Source organism: Rhizobium sp. Root482, assembly GCF_001426565.1.
In the GTDB taxonomy this organism is placed as follows: domain Bacteria; phylum Pseudomonadota; class Alphaproteobacteria; order Rhizobiales; family Rhizobiaceae; genus Pararhizobium.
Window position 1 is genome coordinate 1 of record NZ_LMFA01000001.1, and the last position, 16,006, is coordinate 16,006.

General features: G+C 59.3%; 14 protein-coding genes. 8 read left to right on the plus strand and 6 right to left on the minus strand.

What is annotated here, in order from left to right:
- Together ASD31_RS26875 and ASD31_RS26880 are read right to left on the minus strand one after the other, a co-directional pair.
- On the minus strand, positions 1-398 hold a 398-nt coding region (locus ASD31_RS26875; RefSeq protein WP_274534246.1), incomplete at its 3' end, for an IS5 family transposase.
- Positions 350-781 (minus strand): IS5 family transposase, encoded by a 432-nt coding sequence (locus ASD31_RS26880; RefSeq protein WP_056327954.1) that lies wholly within the window; start codon positions 779-781, stop codon positions 350-352. The genes ASD31_RS26875 and ASD31_RS26880, both read right to left, overlap by 49 nt.
- A gap of 282 nt (positions 782-1,063) precedes the next feature.
- Here ASD31_RS26880 and ASD31_RS00015 point away from each other — a divergent pair, with 282 nt between their 5' ends.
- Together ASD31_RS00015 and ASD31_RS00020 are read left to right on the plus strand one after the other, a co-directional pair.
- Positions 1,064-1,726 carry a hypothetical protein gene (locus ASD31_RS00015; RefSeq protein WP_056327956.1) on the plus strand — a complete coding sequence of 221 codons (663 nt, stop codon included), beginning with the start codon at positions 1,064-1,066 and terminating at the stop codon, positions 1,724-1,726.
- Between the two features lie 130 nt (positions 1,727-1,856).
- On the plus strand, positions 1,857-2,405 hold the full coding sequence (locus ASD31_RS00020; protein ID WP_056327957.1) for a hypothetical protein: 549 nt from the start codon (positions 1,857-1,859) through the stop codon (positions 2,403-2,405).
- A gap of 108 nt (positions 2,406-2,513) precedes the next feature.
- On the opposite strand, the gene ASD31_RS25015 is transcribed toward ASD31_RS00020, so the two are convergent.
- Positions 2,514-2,780 (minus strand): two-component system response regulator, encoded by a 267-nt coding sequence (locus tag ASD31_RS25015; protein WP_320409365.1) that lies wholly within the window; start codon positions 2,778-2,780, stop codon positions 2,514-2,516.
- A gap of 298 nt (positions 2,781-3,078) precedes the next feature.
- A complete protein-coding gene (locus ASD31_RS26970) occupies positions 3,079-3,252 on the minus strand; it encodes a CheR family methyltransferase (protein ID WP_413813778.1) in 174 nt (57 codons plus the stop codon).
- Positions 3,253-3,451: 199 nt separating this feature from the next.
- On the opposite strand from ASD31_RS26970, the gene bcsN reads away from it, so the two are divergent.
- The 6 genes from bcsN to ASD31_RS25025 all read left to right on the plus strand — a co-directional run bounded on the left by bcsN (position 3,452) and on the right by ASD31_RS25025 (position 13,663).
- Complete coding sequence (bcsN, locus tag ASD31_RS00030) at positions 3,452-4,396, plus strand: cellulose biosynthesis protein BcsN (protein WP_082520328.1); 945 nt, start codon at positions 3,452-3,454, stop codon at positions 4,394-4,396.
- Between the two features lie 102 nt (positions 4,397-4,498).
- Entirely contained in the window at positions 4,499-6,679 is a 2,181-nt protein-coding gene (bcsA, locus tag ASD31_RS00035; protein WP_056327960.1) for a UDP-forming cellulose synthase catalytic subunit, read from the plus strand.
- Positions 6,676-9,042 carry a cellulose biosynthesis cyclic di-GMP-binding regulatory protein BcsB gene (locus ASD31_RS00040; protein ID WP_056327961.1) on the plus strand — a complete coding sequence of 789 codons (2,367 nt, stop codon included), beginning with the start codon at positions 6,676-6,678 and terminating at the stop codon, positions 9,040-9,042. Before bcsA ends, ASD31_RS00040 begins: the two co-directional genes overlap by 4 nt.
- Entirely contained in the window at positions 9,039-10,091 is a 1,053-nt protein-coding gene (locus ASD31_RS00045) for a glycosyl hydrolase family 8 (protein WP_056327963.1), read from the plus strand. Before ASD31_RS00040 ends, ASD31_RS00045 begins: the two co-directional genes overlap by 4 nt.
- Positions 10,088-12,232 (plus strand): tetratricopeptide repeat protein, encoded by a 2,145-nt coding sequence (locus ASD31_RS00050; protein WP_056327965.1) that lies wholly within the window; start codon positions 10,088-10,090, stop codon positions 12,230-12,232. Before ASD31_RS00045 ends, ASD31_RS00050 begins: the two co-directional genes overlap by 4 nt.
- Before the next feature lie 370 nt (positions 12,233-12,602).
- A protein-coding gene (locus ASD31_RS25025) for an IS630 family transposase (protein WP_156392437.1) occupies positions 12,603-13,663 on the plus strand; the annotation gives its coding sequence in 2 pieces (ribosomal slippage) (positions 12,603-13,104 and positions 13,104-13,663; 1,062 coding nt in all).
- Between the two features lie 160 nt (positions 13,664-13,823).
- On the opposite strand, the gene ASD31_RS00065 is transcribed toward ASD31_RS25025, so the two are convergent.
- Together ASD31_RS00065 and ASD31_RS00070 are read right to left on the minus strand one after the other, a co-directional pair.
- The gene (locus ASD31_RS00065; protein ID WP_056327969.1) at positions 13,824-14,468 is read right to left on the minus strand and encodes a response regulator; all 645 of its coding nucleotides are present in this window, start codon (positions 14,466-14,468) and stop codon (positions 13,824-13,826) included.
- The gene (locus tag ASD31_RS00070) at positions 14,465-15,883 is read right to left on the minus strand and encodes a sensor histidine kinase (protein ID WP_056327971.1); all 1,419 of its coding nucleotides are present in this window, start codon (positions 15,881-15,883) and stop codon (positions 14,465-14,467) included. The genes ASD31_RS00065 and ASD31_RS00070 overlap by 4 nt, the downstream gene beginning before the upstream one ends.
- Between the last annotated feature and the right edge of the window lie 123 nt (positions 15,884-16,006).

Sequence of the window (16,006 nt, forward strand, 5' to 3'; positions counted from 1 at the left end):
TAGGTTCTGTTGACAAAGTAGGGTAGCCAAATCTTTGCGGCAGCCAACGCGAGGAAGGCTTCAAAGGAAGCTCTGGTCTTATCGTATCTGGTGGCGATCCTGCGAAACTGCTTGAGGCGATTAAACATCCGCTCGATACGATTGCGATCCTTGTATGCTCGGTAGTCACAGGCAGGCGGGTTCTTCCGGTTCGCTTTTGGCGGAATAACGGGACGGATGCCGCGCATCAAAAGCTCTTCCCGGATAGAGTCGCCGTCATACCCCTTATCTGCCAKGAATAGCCTGGGCTTGTTGACTGGCATGGCCAACAGAGCCGGAACGGCGTTGTAGTCCGAGGTCTCGCCACCCGTCAGGATAAAGCCGAGAGGGCGTCCCTGACCGTCCGCTCTGGCATGGATTTTTGTCGTAAAGCCGCCGCGTGATCGACCAAAAGCCTCCTTATGAGTCCCCCTTTAGCGCCCGCTGCCTGCGAATGGCCGCGAACTGTGGTGCTATCGATCATGTGCTGCCAGTCGTCAGTCAGGCCAAGGCCGACCAATGTTTCGAGGAGGGCATCCCAAACGCCGTGCTCAGCCCATCGCCGGAAACGGACATAGACCGAATTCCATTTGCCGTATCGTTCGTGCATATCCCGCCAGGGGCATCCAACGCGCAGAACGTGCAGCATCCCGTTTAGAAAGCGCCGATTATCATGGGCAGGACGGGATTTTCTTCCTCGCTCCGCAGGCAATAGCCCTTCAATAATCCGCCATTCGACATCCGAAAGATCACCACGAGCCAAAGCAGCCTCCTAAAAGACAGCGTTGAATCATGCTTCAGGTGATTTGCAAACCCACTTTGTCAACAGGACCTAGNCATCCGAAAGATCACCACGAGCCAAAGCAGCCTCCTAAAAGACAGCGTTGAATCATGCTTCAGGTGATTTGCAAACCCACTTTGTCAACAGGACCTAGTACCCAGACCAAAACAGACTGGACTGAACCGTTGCCTTCGGATATCTCCAGGCCTTGATGCGATGCTGACATATTGCTGAATACCCTCACGGATACCGGGGCCTTAAGAATTGAAAAAATTCCAACGAAGTTTTGCCGTTGAATATAAATCCGGTCGGCGAAAACCGGATCTCAAGTCAAACTCTATCTGGGGCAATATGGATCTCAAGTCCGTAGCGCTCGATTTAGAAGAAGAGACGATGCCATTGTTGCCGGATGGGCATTTGGCAAGCAAATCCAACGGCGGAGACTCTCAGTTGAAAGCTGAGCCAGCAAGCCCCGTGTTGACACCGTCAGCTGGTCAGCACACAACTGCAGCAGTAGCAGAGGAGACGACGATGGCCGACGAAATCGAAACGATAGATAATACTGATGCGCCGGCCGTTGCAGAAACATCTACCGCGCCAGTGAAGCAGCGCAAACCTCGCGCGAAAAGGGCCGCAGCTCCAGTTGACGCTGCGGCAGAAGCGGCACTTGCTTCAACCGCCGTGGCTGGAAAGCAGAAGCGGGGACGCAAGCTCAAGTCGAGCAAGGAGGCTGGCCCCGCCAAGCGCGCACCTGTCACGCGCGCTTCAAGGGCGGTGCAGCCGGAACCTGCCATGCCTGCTGTGTCGAGCGATGAGATGGCTGATATTGTGCAGCTTGAAGAAGAAAACCAAAGGCTTCGCAAACTTCTGGCGGAAAAACTTCGGGCCGAAAACGCCGATCTGCGGAAGCGTCTGAAGCTCGATTGATATCTGCAAATCGGCCCATCGCCGGCCGCATTTCTGTGCTGAGTGAAACATGTATTTCGGTTGCGGTCATATCCGCCGCCGTAACGGAGACTCACAGCCTGTATGCGGGATAGAATGCGAGGTCGAATTGATGGCGTCCCCCTGGAAATTTCTTGCCCGACTTGTATCGCCGCGACGCCAGCACAAGCACGACGATGGCTTAATCAAAGACGAGAGACAGGACGCGTCGGCGATTCCAACGGCACCTGTGGAGGGCGGACTGAGTACCGCCGAACAATCGACACGCGAAAAGGTTCGGTCTCTCGCTCGATCCAAACCTGTTTCTGCAGAATGTGAATCTACCGCAAAATCCGGCACCGATCGACAGGGGACGGAGGAAAGCGACAACGCCCCGAGCGCTGAAACCTTTGAACTTGCGTCGCAAGATATTGGGACCACGCTCGCATACGCCGCTCCCAGGGTCGAAGACCACGCTCATGCCCAGCCAGCCAAGAAGAGAGGCCGCGCCAAGTCGATCAAAGCGGGCGCTATTGTCTCGCAGACATCTCCAGCCGTTCCCACCATTTCCGACGAGATGAGCCTCGAACAAGAAATCAGGAGTCTCCGGGATCAGCTGGCGAGCAAGCTGCGGCTGCAAAATTCGCAACTGAAGCAGATGTTGAAGCGTTTCGACCGATAGACTGAACCCGCGCACCTATTGTCTGCGGGAACGCCTCTTCACACGGTGACGGGATGCTGATGCGTCATAATTCCTCGGACTGGCGCGACAGGACCCTCGCCGCGCCATTCAGTTCGATAGGTTTGCTGTAGAGCTCGAAACACACGTCAACCTTGCTGCGAGAATATCGGGTTCGATCGGCTTCTGTATGAAACCGACGGCCCCTGCTTCATATCCGCGAAAACGGCGTTGGCCATCGGCGGAGCCCGCCGTTACGAAGATGATCGGGATGCGCCGGGTGCGCTCGTTGCCGCGCATCAGTTCGGCCAGTTCGAAACCGTTGAGACCAGGCATCTGAACGTCAACGAGCGCCAATGCAACGTCGTGCTGGAGCAAAAGTTCGAGTGCCTGATCGCCCGACCGCTCCTCCAGGGAGAGAAGGTTTTCCCCAGGTTGTCAACCAGAAGAAATGGAGCTGGCTTCATAATTGTCTCAAACCTCTTGCAGATATTGCGGGATGATAGCCCGGCTGCGCAACATAGACCGCGCCGCTGATCGGCTCCTTGGCCTCTGGTGCAAACCAAGCTCATTGGTCGCGCCTCTGATAGAGTCTCTCTTCGCTCACGAAATCCGCGAAGGCTCCGGCATGTCTTGAAAATCGCAGGCTCTCTTTCGCGCCGAGCCGCAAACATCCTTATTGAGCCAGGGAATCCTTGAACAATCCAAGCGCACGATCCTGCAAGTCGCGATTAAAATAGATCATCACATTGCGGCAGGAGATGAGGTGCATCTCGCCGAAAACGGCGTCCGTCACCAGGCTGTGGTCCGAAAACACGACATTGCGACGCAGGGATTTGTCGAAGGATATCGATGGCCGGCAGGGTAGGGAGTTGGTGACGGAGCGGCTTCAGATTCAAAGATCCGTGACGGAAGTTCCGACCGGGCGAAGATATTCACATCGCTCCGATCGCTCGCTATCAAAGGGGATTCCCGAAGCTCGTCGCATGACTTATCAATAGGCGATGTTAAGGTCGGCCCTGATTCGAAAATGCGCTCCGTCGCAGCCAATGTCCGCTGAAAAGGCCGGCAACCCTTCGTCATTTCGGCCGTGCGTCAGATTACTTGCGGGGCTCGTCATTGTTGTCAGTGTTTCCGGTTGCGGGGCGCGCGAAGGCGTACGGCTGACGGGGAATGCCAATATCGTCCCGGACGAAACAGCACTCGCCCTGCCGCCGCCTGGTGGGCCGGGTATCGTCAATATAGTCGAGCGCCGTTTCAGCAATGCGGTCCAGCAGGACATCTATCTCTTCACATCGGCCGCGACACCCGGCCAGAATGTCATGCGTGTCCAGCTGTTCGGCCCTGTCGGACTGGAATATGACGGACGCACATCGCTGGCTTATTCTTCGATAAGGGCAAGCGAGATCGGCCGTGAGACGCGTCGCGAACTGCCAGGAATGAGGCTCGTCCAGTCGCCGCTCTATCTGCAGAACAACTACGGCCCGTTCAGCTATGCCTATGGCCGTGGGCGCGGAGACGACGCCTGCTTCTATGCCTGGCAGCAGATCCGTTCGCGCGAAGAGGCGCGCACGACATTCCAAAACAGGGGCACGATCCAGGTGCGGCTGCGTCTTTGCGAAGCTGGCGCCAGCGAGGAAAAACTGCTTCGCAACATGTACGGCTATACGATCAGGGCCGGTTTCGATACCGCCGGCTGGAACCCCTATGGCGCCGCCCCGGGCGTTGATCCGGCGCTCGGACGAACCGGAAATCCGATCTATCCCGGCGGCGGGGATTTGCAGCCGGCGCCAGCCAGGGCTGTGGAAAAAGCTGACGATCGCCCCGTTTTGAGACAGCGTCGCCCGACCCGTGTGGTTGAAAAGCCTGCTCCGTCTGCGCAAGCGACGCCAGATGAAACCATTCCTTTACCAACAACAACGGATATGGACGCTGTCGTTGTTCCTTCGCCGAACTGTGTGGCAGAGTCGGCAGTTGCCACATCCTGCAGGTAGTTCCGGCTGAGCCGGAATACCCCCGAATGAATCGGACGTGGCATTTCGAGGAGCTCGGCCGGCAACAGCTTGTCGACGGGCAGTCCTCTGAAAGGCAGGATCATGCGCAAAGCCGCCATCATCTTCTTCTGGGCTTTCTCGTCGCTTTGCGTCATTGCGCTGGTCACGCTACCGATCAATCTGCAGACCCAGCTGATCGCCAGCATCGTCGTCGTCACCTTCATGGGCATGATCAAGATCTTGCGGGCGGAAGGCGCCTGGCGCCTTATGGCGCTCGCTTCCGGCACGGCGATCGTCCTTCGCTATGTCTACTGGCGCACGACCAGTACCCTGCCGCCGCTCAACCAGCTTGAGAACTTTATTCCCGGCTTCCTGGTCTATCTGGCCGAAATGTACAGCGTGTTGATGCTGGCGCTGAGCCTGTTCGTTGTCTCCATGCCCCTGCCGTCGCGTCCGACGCGGGCAACCTCGAAGGGCAATTATCCGAGTGTCGATGTCTTCGTGCCGACCTACAATGAGGAAACCGATCTTCTCGCCAATACGCTGGCGGCAGCGAAGGCCATGGACTATCCATCCGATAAACTGACGGTCTGGCTGCTCGACGATGGTGGAACGCTGCAGAAGCGCTCTTCGGCGAACCTGCTCGAAGGCCAGGTCGCCAAGGACCGGCACAGGGATTTGCAGGCGTTTTGCGCCGATCTCGACGTGCGATACCTGACGCGCGAGCGCAACGAGCATGCCAAGGCCGGCAATCTGAACAATGGCATGCGATATTCGCACGGCGAACTGATCGCGATCTTCGATGCCGATCACGCGCCGGCGCGGGATTTTCTCCTTGAGACCGTCGGTTATTTCGAGGACGACCCGAAACTGTTCCTCGTGCAGACACCGCATTTCTTTCTCAATCCCGATCCGGTCGAGCGCAATCTGCGGACCTTCGAGAGAATGCCGAGCGAGAACGAAATGTTCTACGGCATCATCCAGCGCGGCCTCGACAAATGGAACGCCTCGTTCTTCTGCGGCTCGGCGGCCGTGCTGCGCCGCCGGGCGCTCGAAGAGACCGACGGCTTCAGCGGCGTCAGCATCACCGAGGACTGCGAAACCGCGATCGAACTTCATGCGCGCGGCTGGAACAGCGTCTATGTCGACCGGCCGCTGATTGCCGGTCTGCAGCCGGCGACCTTCGCCAGCTTCATCGGCCAGCGCAGCCGCTGGGCGCAGGGTATGATGCAAATCCTGCGGTATCGCTTTCCGCTTCTCAAACGGGGCCTGACGATCCCGCAACGCCTTTGCTACATGTCCTCGACGCTGTTCTGGCTGTTTCCCTTCCCGCGCATGATCTTCCTCCTTGCGCCGCTTTTCTACCTGTTCTTCGATCTGGAGATCTTCACGGCCTCAGGCGGCGAGTTCCTGGCCTATACGCTTGCCTATATGCTGGTGAACCTGATGATGCAGAACTATCTCTACGGTTCGTTTCGCTGGCCCTGGGTGTCGGAACTCTACGAGTATGTGCAGACAGTACATCTGCTGCCGGCCGTCGTCTCGGCGATCGTCAATCCATCGAAACCGAGCTTCAAGGTGACGGCCAAGGACGAGTCCATCCTGGTCAGTCGATTGTCGGAGATCAGCCGACCTTTCTTCGTGATCTTCGCTGTCCTGCTGATAGCTCTCTTCGTGGCCGCGTACCGGGTCTATACAGAGCCTTACAAGGCTGATGTCACACTGGTCGTTGGCGGCTGGAACCTTCTCAACCTTATTCTTGCCGGTTGCGCGCTCGGGGTTGTTTCGGAGCGCGGCGAACGATCGGCGTCGCGGCGCGTCAAGGTCACCCGCCGATGCGAATTCGGATTCGGCGAACACTGGTATCCCGCAACGATCGACGATGTTTCGGTCCATGGCGCACGCGTAAATGTCTATGGAAAGGAAACGGCGTCGCTTGCCATCGATGGCCGCGGGCTGATCCGGTTCAAGCGCCATGGCAGCGAAATGGAGGAAATTCTCCCCGTGACGGTCAAGAATACGCAAATTCTCGGCGATATCGTCACGATCGGCTGCCGCTACGACCCGGAAACAGCCCGGGATAACGGTTTGATAGCCGATCTGATTTTCGCGAATTCGCAGCAATGGACCGAATTCCAGCTGGCGCGGCGCGGCAATCCGGGTCTTCTGCGCGGCACGGTCTGGTTCCTGAGGCTTGCGCTCTACCAGACAAGCCGGGGATTGGTCTATTTCTTTGGGTATCGCGGGCGCCGTGCAGGCGCGGCGCCAGGAACGAAGCGATGAGAGGGGCCGTGATATCCGCTCTCGTCCTGCTTGCCATGGGCAGCGGCGCGGCACAGGCGCAGGTGCTTCCCTTCGACATGACGCCGGAGCGACCGGCTTCCAGCGAACCGGATAGCGGCGGCGACGCGACACCGCCTGCGCCAGTCACCCAAGGCAACTCCTCGCGTCCATCCGGTGGCTTCCGGCGCTATCTCCTTCCCGGCGGCGACCTGAAATTGCCCGGCGAGAACGCGGATCGCGCCTGGTCGATTTATCTGACCCCGCAGCAGGCGGCAGCCGGCGCCAAGCTTAATCTCGGCTACCAGAATGCTATCCTGGACGCGCCGGAGTTATCCAGCCTTTCGGTGGAGATCAACAATGTGGCTATCACAAAGGAAGCGATCCGGTCACCGGAAACTATTTCCGAACTGAACCTGGCGCTGGAAAAAAATGTGCTGAAAGCCGGAGAAAACCTGATCCGCCTGCGCGCAAGCCAGCGCCACCGCACCGATTGCTCCGCCGCATCGACCTATGAATTATGGACGGACCTGGAGTCGGAAAAAACATATCTGAGCTTTGACGACAATGCCGCCCGGTTACTGACGAACCTCGATGATATCCGCGCCATCGGCACCGATGAAAATGGCCTTTCCCGTTTCGAATTCATTGTGCCGGCTCTAGAGCAGCCCTCGACGACGATGCCGCTGATGCGCCTTGCCCAGGGACTAGCCCTGCGCGCTGGCATGCCGAACCAGTCCTTCACGTTCAAGCAGCCCGTAGCTCCGGCGTCCGATGCGCCTCCGGCGGATGCACCACTGTCGGGTCAGGCGGGACCATCGGGTCGTTTGACGGTCCTGGTGGGTACCGCCGCTGAACTGGTGCCGCTTCTGCCAACCTTGCCGGCTGCCGCGACATCAACGCCGGTTGCGGGCTTTGCCGAAGATCCGGTTTCCGGATCATCCGTGCTTTTCCTCAGCGGTCCCGACTGGCCGGCGGTACGCATCGCGATTGACAGCATTGTCGGTGAGACCGACAATGTAACGCCTGCCAGCCGTGACATCATCGCCACGCAGAGATGGCGCGCGCCCGATGCACCCTTTCTGTTTTCTGATAGCCGCATCCCGTTTTCGCGGCTGGGAATGAGGACGGAGGAATTTTCCGGCCGGCGTTTCCGCACCGATTTCGCCATCGGCGTGCCTTCCGATTTTTATGCCGACGCCTATGGCGAAGCAGTCCTGCTTCTGGATGCGGCTTACTCCGCCGCTGTCCTGCCCGGCAGCCATATCGACATCTATGTCAATGGTAGTGTCGCCGCTACGGTGCCGATAACCGCCGCGGGCGGTGGCATATTGCGGCATCTGCCAATCAGCGTGACGATGCGGCATTTCCGGCCGGGCCTGAACGTCGTGGCGATCGAGGCCGTTTTGGAGACCCGCGAGGACAAGGCCTGTATCCCTGGCACTACAGGCAGCCTTGTTCCCCGCTTCGCGCTGTTTGACACATCGGAACTGCATATGCCGGACTTTGCCCGGATCGGCCAGTTGCCCAATCTGTCGGCCACCGCCGGAACCGGCTTCCCCTACGGCAGGATCCGCCAGCCCATTCCGCTGTTCATCGATCGTATCGACACAAGCACGCTTTCGGCCGCGGCGACGTTCCTCGGCAAACTCGCTGTTGCTGCCGGCCATCCGATCGCCGTCGAGGCGGTCGCTTCGCCGGCCATGATCGGCAATAGAAATGCGCTTTTCATCGGCGCCCTGTCGGGTATGCCGCAGATGGTGTTTTCGCAGATGAGCATCGCGGAAGACAGCCGTGCTACATGGGGAACCGCGCCACGCGGCCAAGCGCTTGAAATCGATACGCCAGCCGCCTTCGATCAGTGGCGTCAAAAGCTGCGCGGCGGCAGTTGGCGCGGGCAGATCAATGCCCTTGAAGAGTGGATGCAGCGGAATTTCGACATTTCCCTCGCCTCCTTGCGTTTCGCTTCGCGGTCGGAACCCAGCTTTACCCCGTCTAGGGAAAGTTCCCTTTTGGTGTCGCAGAGCACAAGCCTCGACGGGAGCGGGACATGGACGGTCGTCGCCGCCCCCACCACGAAGGATCTCGAAGAGGGCATGCGGGCCCTGAGCGTCCAACAGAACTGGAACCAGCTTGCGGGGCGCATTTCGACCTACCAGCCTGGTGTGGCCACCATTAGGACGGTGCCGGTCAATGCCTTCGAATTCATGCCCACCCAGCCGGTTTCCCTGGCCAATTACCGGCTGATCGCGGCGAACTGGCTGTCGACCAATATCCTGTCCTATGCCGGATTGCTGGCGGCTGTTGCCGTCATACTTGGACTGGCGACGGCAGGATTGCTTGGCAATCTAGGGCGTCGCGGATGAAGCGGAAATGGCTTGCAATCGTCCTTGCAGGCTTTCTGGCGAACTGCCCGCAAAGCAGCCAGGCGGCGCCTTTGGACCCTTCGATCGCCGCCGATGACTGGCAGGCCTACAAGGATCGCTTCCTCGACCGCGGCGGCCGGATCATCGACGACGCCAATGGCAATATCAGCCACAGCGAAGGGCAGGGCTATGGCTTGCTGCTGTCGGTGCTTGCCGATAGCCAACCGGATTTCGAACTGATCTGGGCTTTCACCCGCACGGAACTGCTGTTGCGCGACGACGGGCTTGTCGCCTGGAAATGGAGCCCGGGCGCCAGGCCGCATGTCACGGACATCAACAATGCGACGGATGGCGATATCCTGATTGCCTATGCGCTCGGGCTTGCAGGGCAGCGTTGGAATCGGGCGGACTATCTGCGTGCCGGCGCAGGCATCGCCCGCGCCATTCTCAAACATGTCGTCGTCGAGCACGCCGGCCAAACCCTGCTTTTGCCGGGTGCGTCCGGCTTCGCCGCGGGCGAGCGCAAGGATGGGCCAGTCATCAATCCGTCCTACTGGATTTTCGAGGCCTTTCCGGTCCTCGAACAACTGGCGCCATCACCCGAATGGCAAAAATTACGCAGTGACGGATTGGCGCTGATGAAAAGCCTGCGCTTCGGGCCGCGACAATTGCCAGCTGACTGGGTGTCGATGGCATCGCCGGCGGTACCGGCAGCGGGCTTTCCGGCGGAGTTCGGCTACAATGCCTTGCGCATCCCGCTCTATCTGGTGCGCGGCGGCGTATCCGACCGGGAATTGATGGCCCAATTTCAACGCGGCATGGCTGATCCGGCCGGAGGGACCGCGATCGTGGACCTGCTGTCCGGCACCGCCAAGGAGAGGCTGAACGATCCCGGTTATCGAATTGTTAACCATATTCTGGCCTGTGTGATGAACAGGTCGAAGCTGCCGGCGGATGTGAAAGAGTTCACGCCGACGCTTTATTATCCCTCGACGCTCCACCTTTTGGGGCTATCCTACGTCGCCGCGAGGCAACCGGAGTGTTTATGAAGCCGTCCTTCATCGCTTTGTCAGCGGCGATTATCGCGGCCATCGGCCTTGTCGCGATAAGCAGATATGACGACATGGCGAGAGCGGTCCGCTCCGTCTCGTTTATCACCGGTAAGGATCAGGCTTCACCCCTTCTTGAAAAAACCGCCAGCGCCGGGGATATCGTATCTGCCGACCAGGTCATAGATACGGTGACGACGGCAGCGACCGGGCCGGCGGTCGATGAAAGCGCCCTGCGCTACTTCGCCAGTCACGGCGATACCGCGCGGCTGGAGACGGAAATCTCCCGCCTCAGGGCACTCTATCCGGACTGGACGCCACCGAAGGATCCGCTTGCCGTTCCGCAGAACAGCGATACGGGGCTGGAGACCATGTGGCAGCTTTACGCCCAGGCTCGCTATGCGGAGCTGCGCAAGGCCATCGCCGAACGACAGATCGCCGAACCCGCCTGGACGCCGCCGTCGGACCTGATCGATCGATTGGCCGTGGCCGAGGGCCGAGTGCGCCTGATCAATGCGTCGGATCTGAAGCAATATGAAACCGTGGTGCGCATCAGTGCCGAAACCCCCAGCCTCCTGACCTGCAGCGAAGCCGATGTTCTGTGGCGCCTGGCCGAGGCATTCTTCCGGACCGGCAAGGCGCAACGCGCCACCGACGCCTATGCCTATATCCTGAACAATTGCGAGAGCGCCGCCGAACGTCTTGCCACCGTTCAGAAAGCCGCGGGCCTGCTTGCGCCCGAAAAAGTCGAGGACCTGCTCACCAAGGAAAGGACGGCGCAAGACGGTACGAAGGAATTCGGCGCCATTCGCGACGATCTCGCGCGCGGCTATCTAGCAAGAGCCGAAGCCGACGAAAAGATCACCGTGCCGGCGTCTTATCTCGCCCGCGTCGAACGCCTGGCGGAAGCCGGCGGTCTCGCCTCCGATGCGCTCCTCCTCGGCTGGTACCATCTGCCGCGGGGTGATGGCGCGGCGGCGGAGAAATGGTTCCGGCGTGCGCGTGACAAGGAGGACACCGCCGAGGCCTCGCAAGGGCTCGCACTTGCGCTCCTCGACCGCGAGGCTCCGCTGGAGGCGGAAGAGGTGATGTATCGTTGGCGCGATGCATCACCCGACGCGAAATCCGTCTATCTTGCCGCCACCGCCGGCCTGCTTGCCCGCGATCCGCCTGTCTCCATCGCGCCGCAGGTGCTCAAGCGGATTGCCGCCGAAACGATCGAGGCGCGCGACGGCGCGACGGCCCAGCAATTCGGCTGGTATGCTCGCGCTCTCAATCAGCCGCAGACGGCTTTGCAGTGGTTCAAGACGGCTCTTGGCTGGAAGCCCGACGACGAGCCTTCCGCCTATGGGCAGGCGGTCACCTATCTGCAATTGGAAGACGTCAAGGCACTTTCGCAGATCCAAAGCCTGTGGGCCGGTCGCTCGGAGCGGATCGCCAGGCTGGGAGAGCCTGAGGGAGAGACAGCCAAGGGCGCTACGGACCGGTTGCTCCTTTCCGAGCAAGCCGCGCCTGCCAAGAAGGAGGCACGACTGCCCGTCCGCTCCGTCTCCGATACGGGCGAGCGGCCCCAGCGCAGCGACATCGCGCCCAGGCCGCAGGCGCGCAGCCAGGCCAGGACCGTTCGCGGCTGCAGCGCCACCGTCAATCCGCAAACGCTCGCACCGGAAGTTGCGCTGGCGCGCGGCTGGTGCTTGATGGATATGAACAGGCCGCTGGAAGCCGCTGCCGCTTTCGAGGTCGGCTTGCTTGGAGCCTCTTCGAAGGCGCGTGAAGATGCCGCCTATGGGCAGAGCCTTGCCTATCTGCGCGCCGGGCTTGGAAGCAAGGCTGCGGTTGCCGCAATCAAGGCGCCGCAAAACCGTCGACGTGCAACGGAGCTGCAAAAGGCCATCCTGGCCGACAAGGCCGTGGCTGCTTTCGACGCCGGCCGCCCGCGCGAGACGCTGCTTGTTCTCGACCGATTGAAGCAGATGGGTCCGGAGCGGGCCGACCTCTTGTCGCTTAGGGGATATGCCTACCTCAAACTGAAACGCTATGGTGACGCGCGCCGGATTTTCGAGGCCCTGGCCGACATCGGCGATCGTGACGGCCAGCGTGGCCTGGCGATCATTCACCAGATATTCCGCGAAAAGAACTAGCGCGAGGCAAGGCCTCTCCCTTTGCTATCGTCATAGCTCAAAACAGAAAAACATCTGCACTGAAGCATCGCTCTCCTCGGGATCTGCAGTTGGGCTCGGTACCGTCCAAAGGTTCCGGTAGACGTTACCGGCCACCACATCACCCTCTCGAATTCGCTAGAAATGAACCTATCCAATCCCGTGGCTGACCCTTCCTGCCCATGCTTGGTGTCCGGCCGAAATGGGATCCGCGAGCCACGGCCGACGCGCTATCCAGAATCTGGACTTTACGGAACGATAAGTCGTGTCATACGGCACCTCAGTGAATTCGACTCACGGGCTTCCCAAAACGTGGTGAATCTGAATCGATGGTGCAAACCGGAGGTTTACGATGGGTTCAGCGATTTCATTACGAGCGGATTTTGGCGGGGAGCATCTTCGGCGTCTGGCACGCCAGACCAGGGATGCCGCCCAGACACGGCGGCTCCTGGCGCTTGCCTCGATCTATGACGGCGGCTCGCGCTCGGATGCGGCGCGGTTGGGCAATGTCACGCTTCAGATTGTGCGGGACTGGGTCCTGCGCTTCAATGCACACGGCCCTGACGGTCTGATCAATGGCAAGGCTCCCGGTGCGAAGTCACGGTTGAACGATGGTCAGCGGGCAGCGCTGGCTCTGGCCGTGGAACGAGGGCCGACGCCCTATCTCGACGGTGTCGTGCGCTGGCGTCTATGCGATCTCGTTCGATGGCTCTGGGAAGAGTTCCGCGTCTCGGTGAGCGAACAAACGCTGAGCCGGGAAGTGCGTGCCATGGGTTACCGCAAGCTTGCCGTCAGACCGAAACATCACGCCCAGGACCCTCGAGCAATTGAGGAGTTTAAAAAAACTTCACCACTGTTGTGGCAGGGATCGCCTTTGGTGCCGCCAAAGGCAAGCGAATAGAAATTTGGTTCCAGGATGAGGCCCGCATCGGCCAAAAGAACAAGATCACGCGCCGCTGGGCCATGCGTGGGACGCGACCTTCAGCCCCGCACGACCAGCGGACCCGATCAGCCTACATCTTCGGTGCAATCTGCCCCAAGCTTGGCAAGGCCGCAGCGCTGGTCATGCCATGGTGCGACACCCACGCCATGACCCAGCATCTGGCCGAAATCGCCCGTCATGTCGCCGACGATGCACATGCCATCCTCATCATGGATCAGGCGGGCTGGCATATGTCCAACACTCTTGTCGTGCCTGAAAATATCACGATCCTGCCGCTGCCCCCAAAATCGCCTGAACTCAACCCGGTCGAAAACCTCTGGCTCTTCATGCGCGAGAACTGGCTCTCAAACCGCGTCTTCAAATCCTATGAAGACATCGTCGCTCATTGCTGCGATGCATGGTGCAAGCTCGAAAGCCAGCCTTGGCGCATCATGTCCATCGGGCGCAGAGAATGGGCAAGTGGGTTTTGATCAATGAGGGGCCGTATCAATTGTGGTTGAAATTCAATGCGAGAGGAAATTGCGGGGTAATGTTGTTGCCGCAGCCAACCGAAGGGCTCAAGATGGCGCTCTTCGATGCGGGCGTCGGGATGACTGCAATTCGGTGGCCGGATGTCTTCTGGATCTGCAATCACTCCTTTCCGGTACCCCATTCCTTCTGAGCCATCACGCTTGCTTCGACGCGATTACGGACATTGAGTTTGGCCATCACCCGGGTCATGTGGAACTTTATTGTTTTTTCCATTACGCCAAGCCTCTCACCCACCTCGCGGTTACTCAAGCCCATCGCTACGAGCCGCAGGGTTCGCTCCTCTTGGTCGGATAAAGAGTCCAGCAAAGTTGTTCTTGCCTTCTCCTTGACACCTGACAGCAGGCGCAGGGTGAGGTTAGGAGAAACGAATGTGTCTCCCGCTGCTACGCTCTTCATGGCCGAGATCAGCTGCATAGCTTCGATCCCCTTCAGAACGTATCCAACTGCACCTGCCTCGAGCGCGGCCATGACGTCATCGTCGTCCTCCGAGACCGTGAGCATCACGACGCGAGGCGCTTCGGGAAGGCCGACAATTTTACCCGCGGCATGGATTCCATTCCCTTGCATTGAGATATCGAGCAAAACTATATTTGGTTTCAGCCGGATCGCCAGATCGAGTGCCTCTTCTCCCGATCCAGCTTCGCCGACAACCTTGATGGCACTGTCGAGTTCAAGCGTCCTGATTACTCCCGCCCGAAACAACGAGTGATCATCAACGACCACGACTGAAATCTTGTCAATCACTGCTCTTCTCTCCCCACATCCAGCGTCATTTCGATCACAGTTCCTCCGTCATTGGCCTTGCAGGCCGAGAACGTGCCACCGAGGCTTTCCAATCTCGCTCGCAGTCCGGTCAAACCTAATCCGGCCTCGATTTCCAAGCCGCCTCCGTCCTTGGGGACGCCAATATCTCGGACTGAAACGGAGAGGATCGAGCCTTCCAAACCGCAGTTGACGGAACGACCGTTTGCGCCCGCATGTCTGAATGCATTGCTCAGTCCTTCTTGCACGAAACGGTAGACACATATCTTGACCGCGTGAGAGACGACGCGGTCGACGCGACCAAAAACAAGGGTGGCTTTGGCTCCAGTCCGTTTCTCGTGGACGCCAACCGCGCGCACGACGACCTCGCGAAGGGGGAGGCTTTCTATCTCCGGGAGCATCAGCCCCTTCGAGATCGTTCTGATATCTTGGAGCGCTTCCATGAGCACCAGACTCATATCACTCAGCTCCTTGTCTCGCGCTCCGGCCGTCTTTGCTCGGCGCACGTGCTCCACGGCTAATGCGGCAAGGCCGATCAACTGCGCCGGCCCATCATGCAGTTCCGCTCCGACATTTCGCAGATAACTCGCGTTGAGTTCCGACAGTCTGCTGGACGCCGTTTGCGCCTTCTCCATCAGGCTGCGATTTCGGTCCGAAATCTTTCTGACCTCATCAATGCGGCCATTGAGAGCGTCCTGTTGTTCGGTAATGAGCTTGCTTCCCCTATGGACGATACCGAAGAGACTAAGCATCACCGCCACTGTTAATGCCGCCGTGGTCAGCCAGGTCCTCAGCCGCACCTGAAACAGTCTCTGTTCCAGGATCCCCGGAATTTCGTGAATTTCGGCGACCGCTATTATTCGTCCTGAAAGATACTCGCGCACCGGAACATATATTTCCAAATAATTCCTCTTAAAATGGCGCTCGACATGTTCTGTAGCAGCGAGGTCAGCATATTGCGCTGTAACCTCACCGGTCAGCGCTCCTACCAATCCTGCGGGAGGATCGAATCTCCTCCCGACCAGTTCACGCGCCCTCGAATAGACAACGAGCCCGCCGTCCTTCCATATTTCGACATGGGGAAATCTCCTTTCAAACGGACCGACCTGTGCAGAATCTGCGCCCAGCAACCGGTCCAAGGCCTCTACCCTGCGGCCAGGCAGCTCGTCGCTATTGGCGAGATCCTGAAGGTGGGGGGACAGGAAGCTGTCCATGAACAATGCGGTTGACGCTGCAGTGCTTTCCACCGTGGCATTGACGACAATGCCCGAGGTCAGCGTCCCGGCAAGCGCCATGACAACCAGCATGACCAGACCGCCCGTCAGCGCGAACTGCCGCGAGAGGCTGCGACGCGCAGGCACACCCGCAACGAAAGCAGATTCCGCTTTTGCCAACATGGCCTTGCCCCCCTGGACGTCCAAGCCTGCGACCCAATACGCACGATAAAGACGCAAGCGCCACTATACTAAGTCAATATAATTAACTGGACCAAGGTCCAGCCTAGATGCCGCCCGATCGTC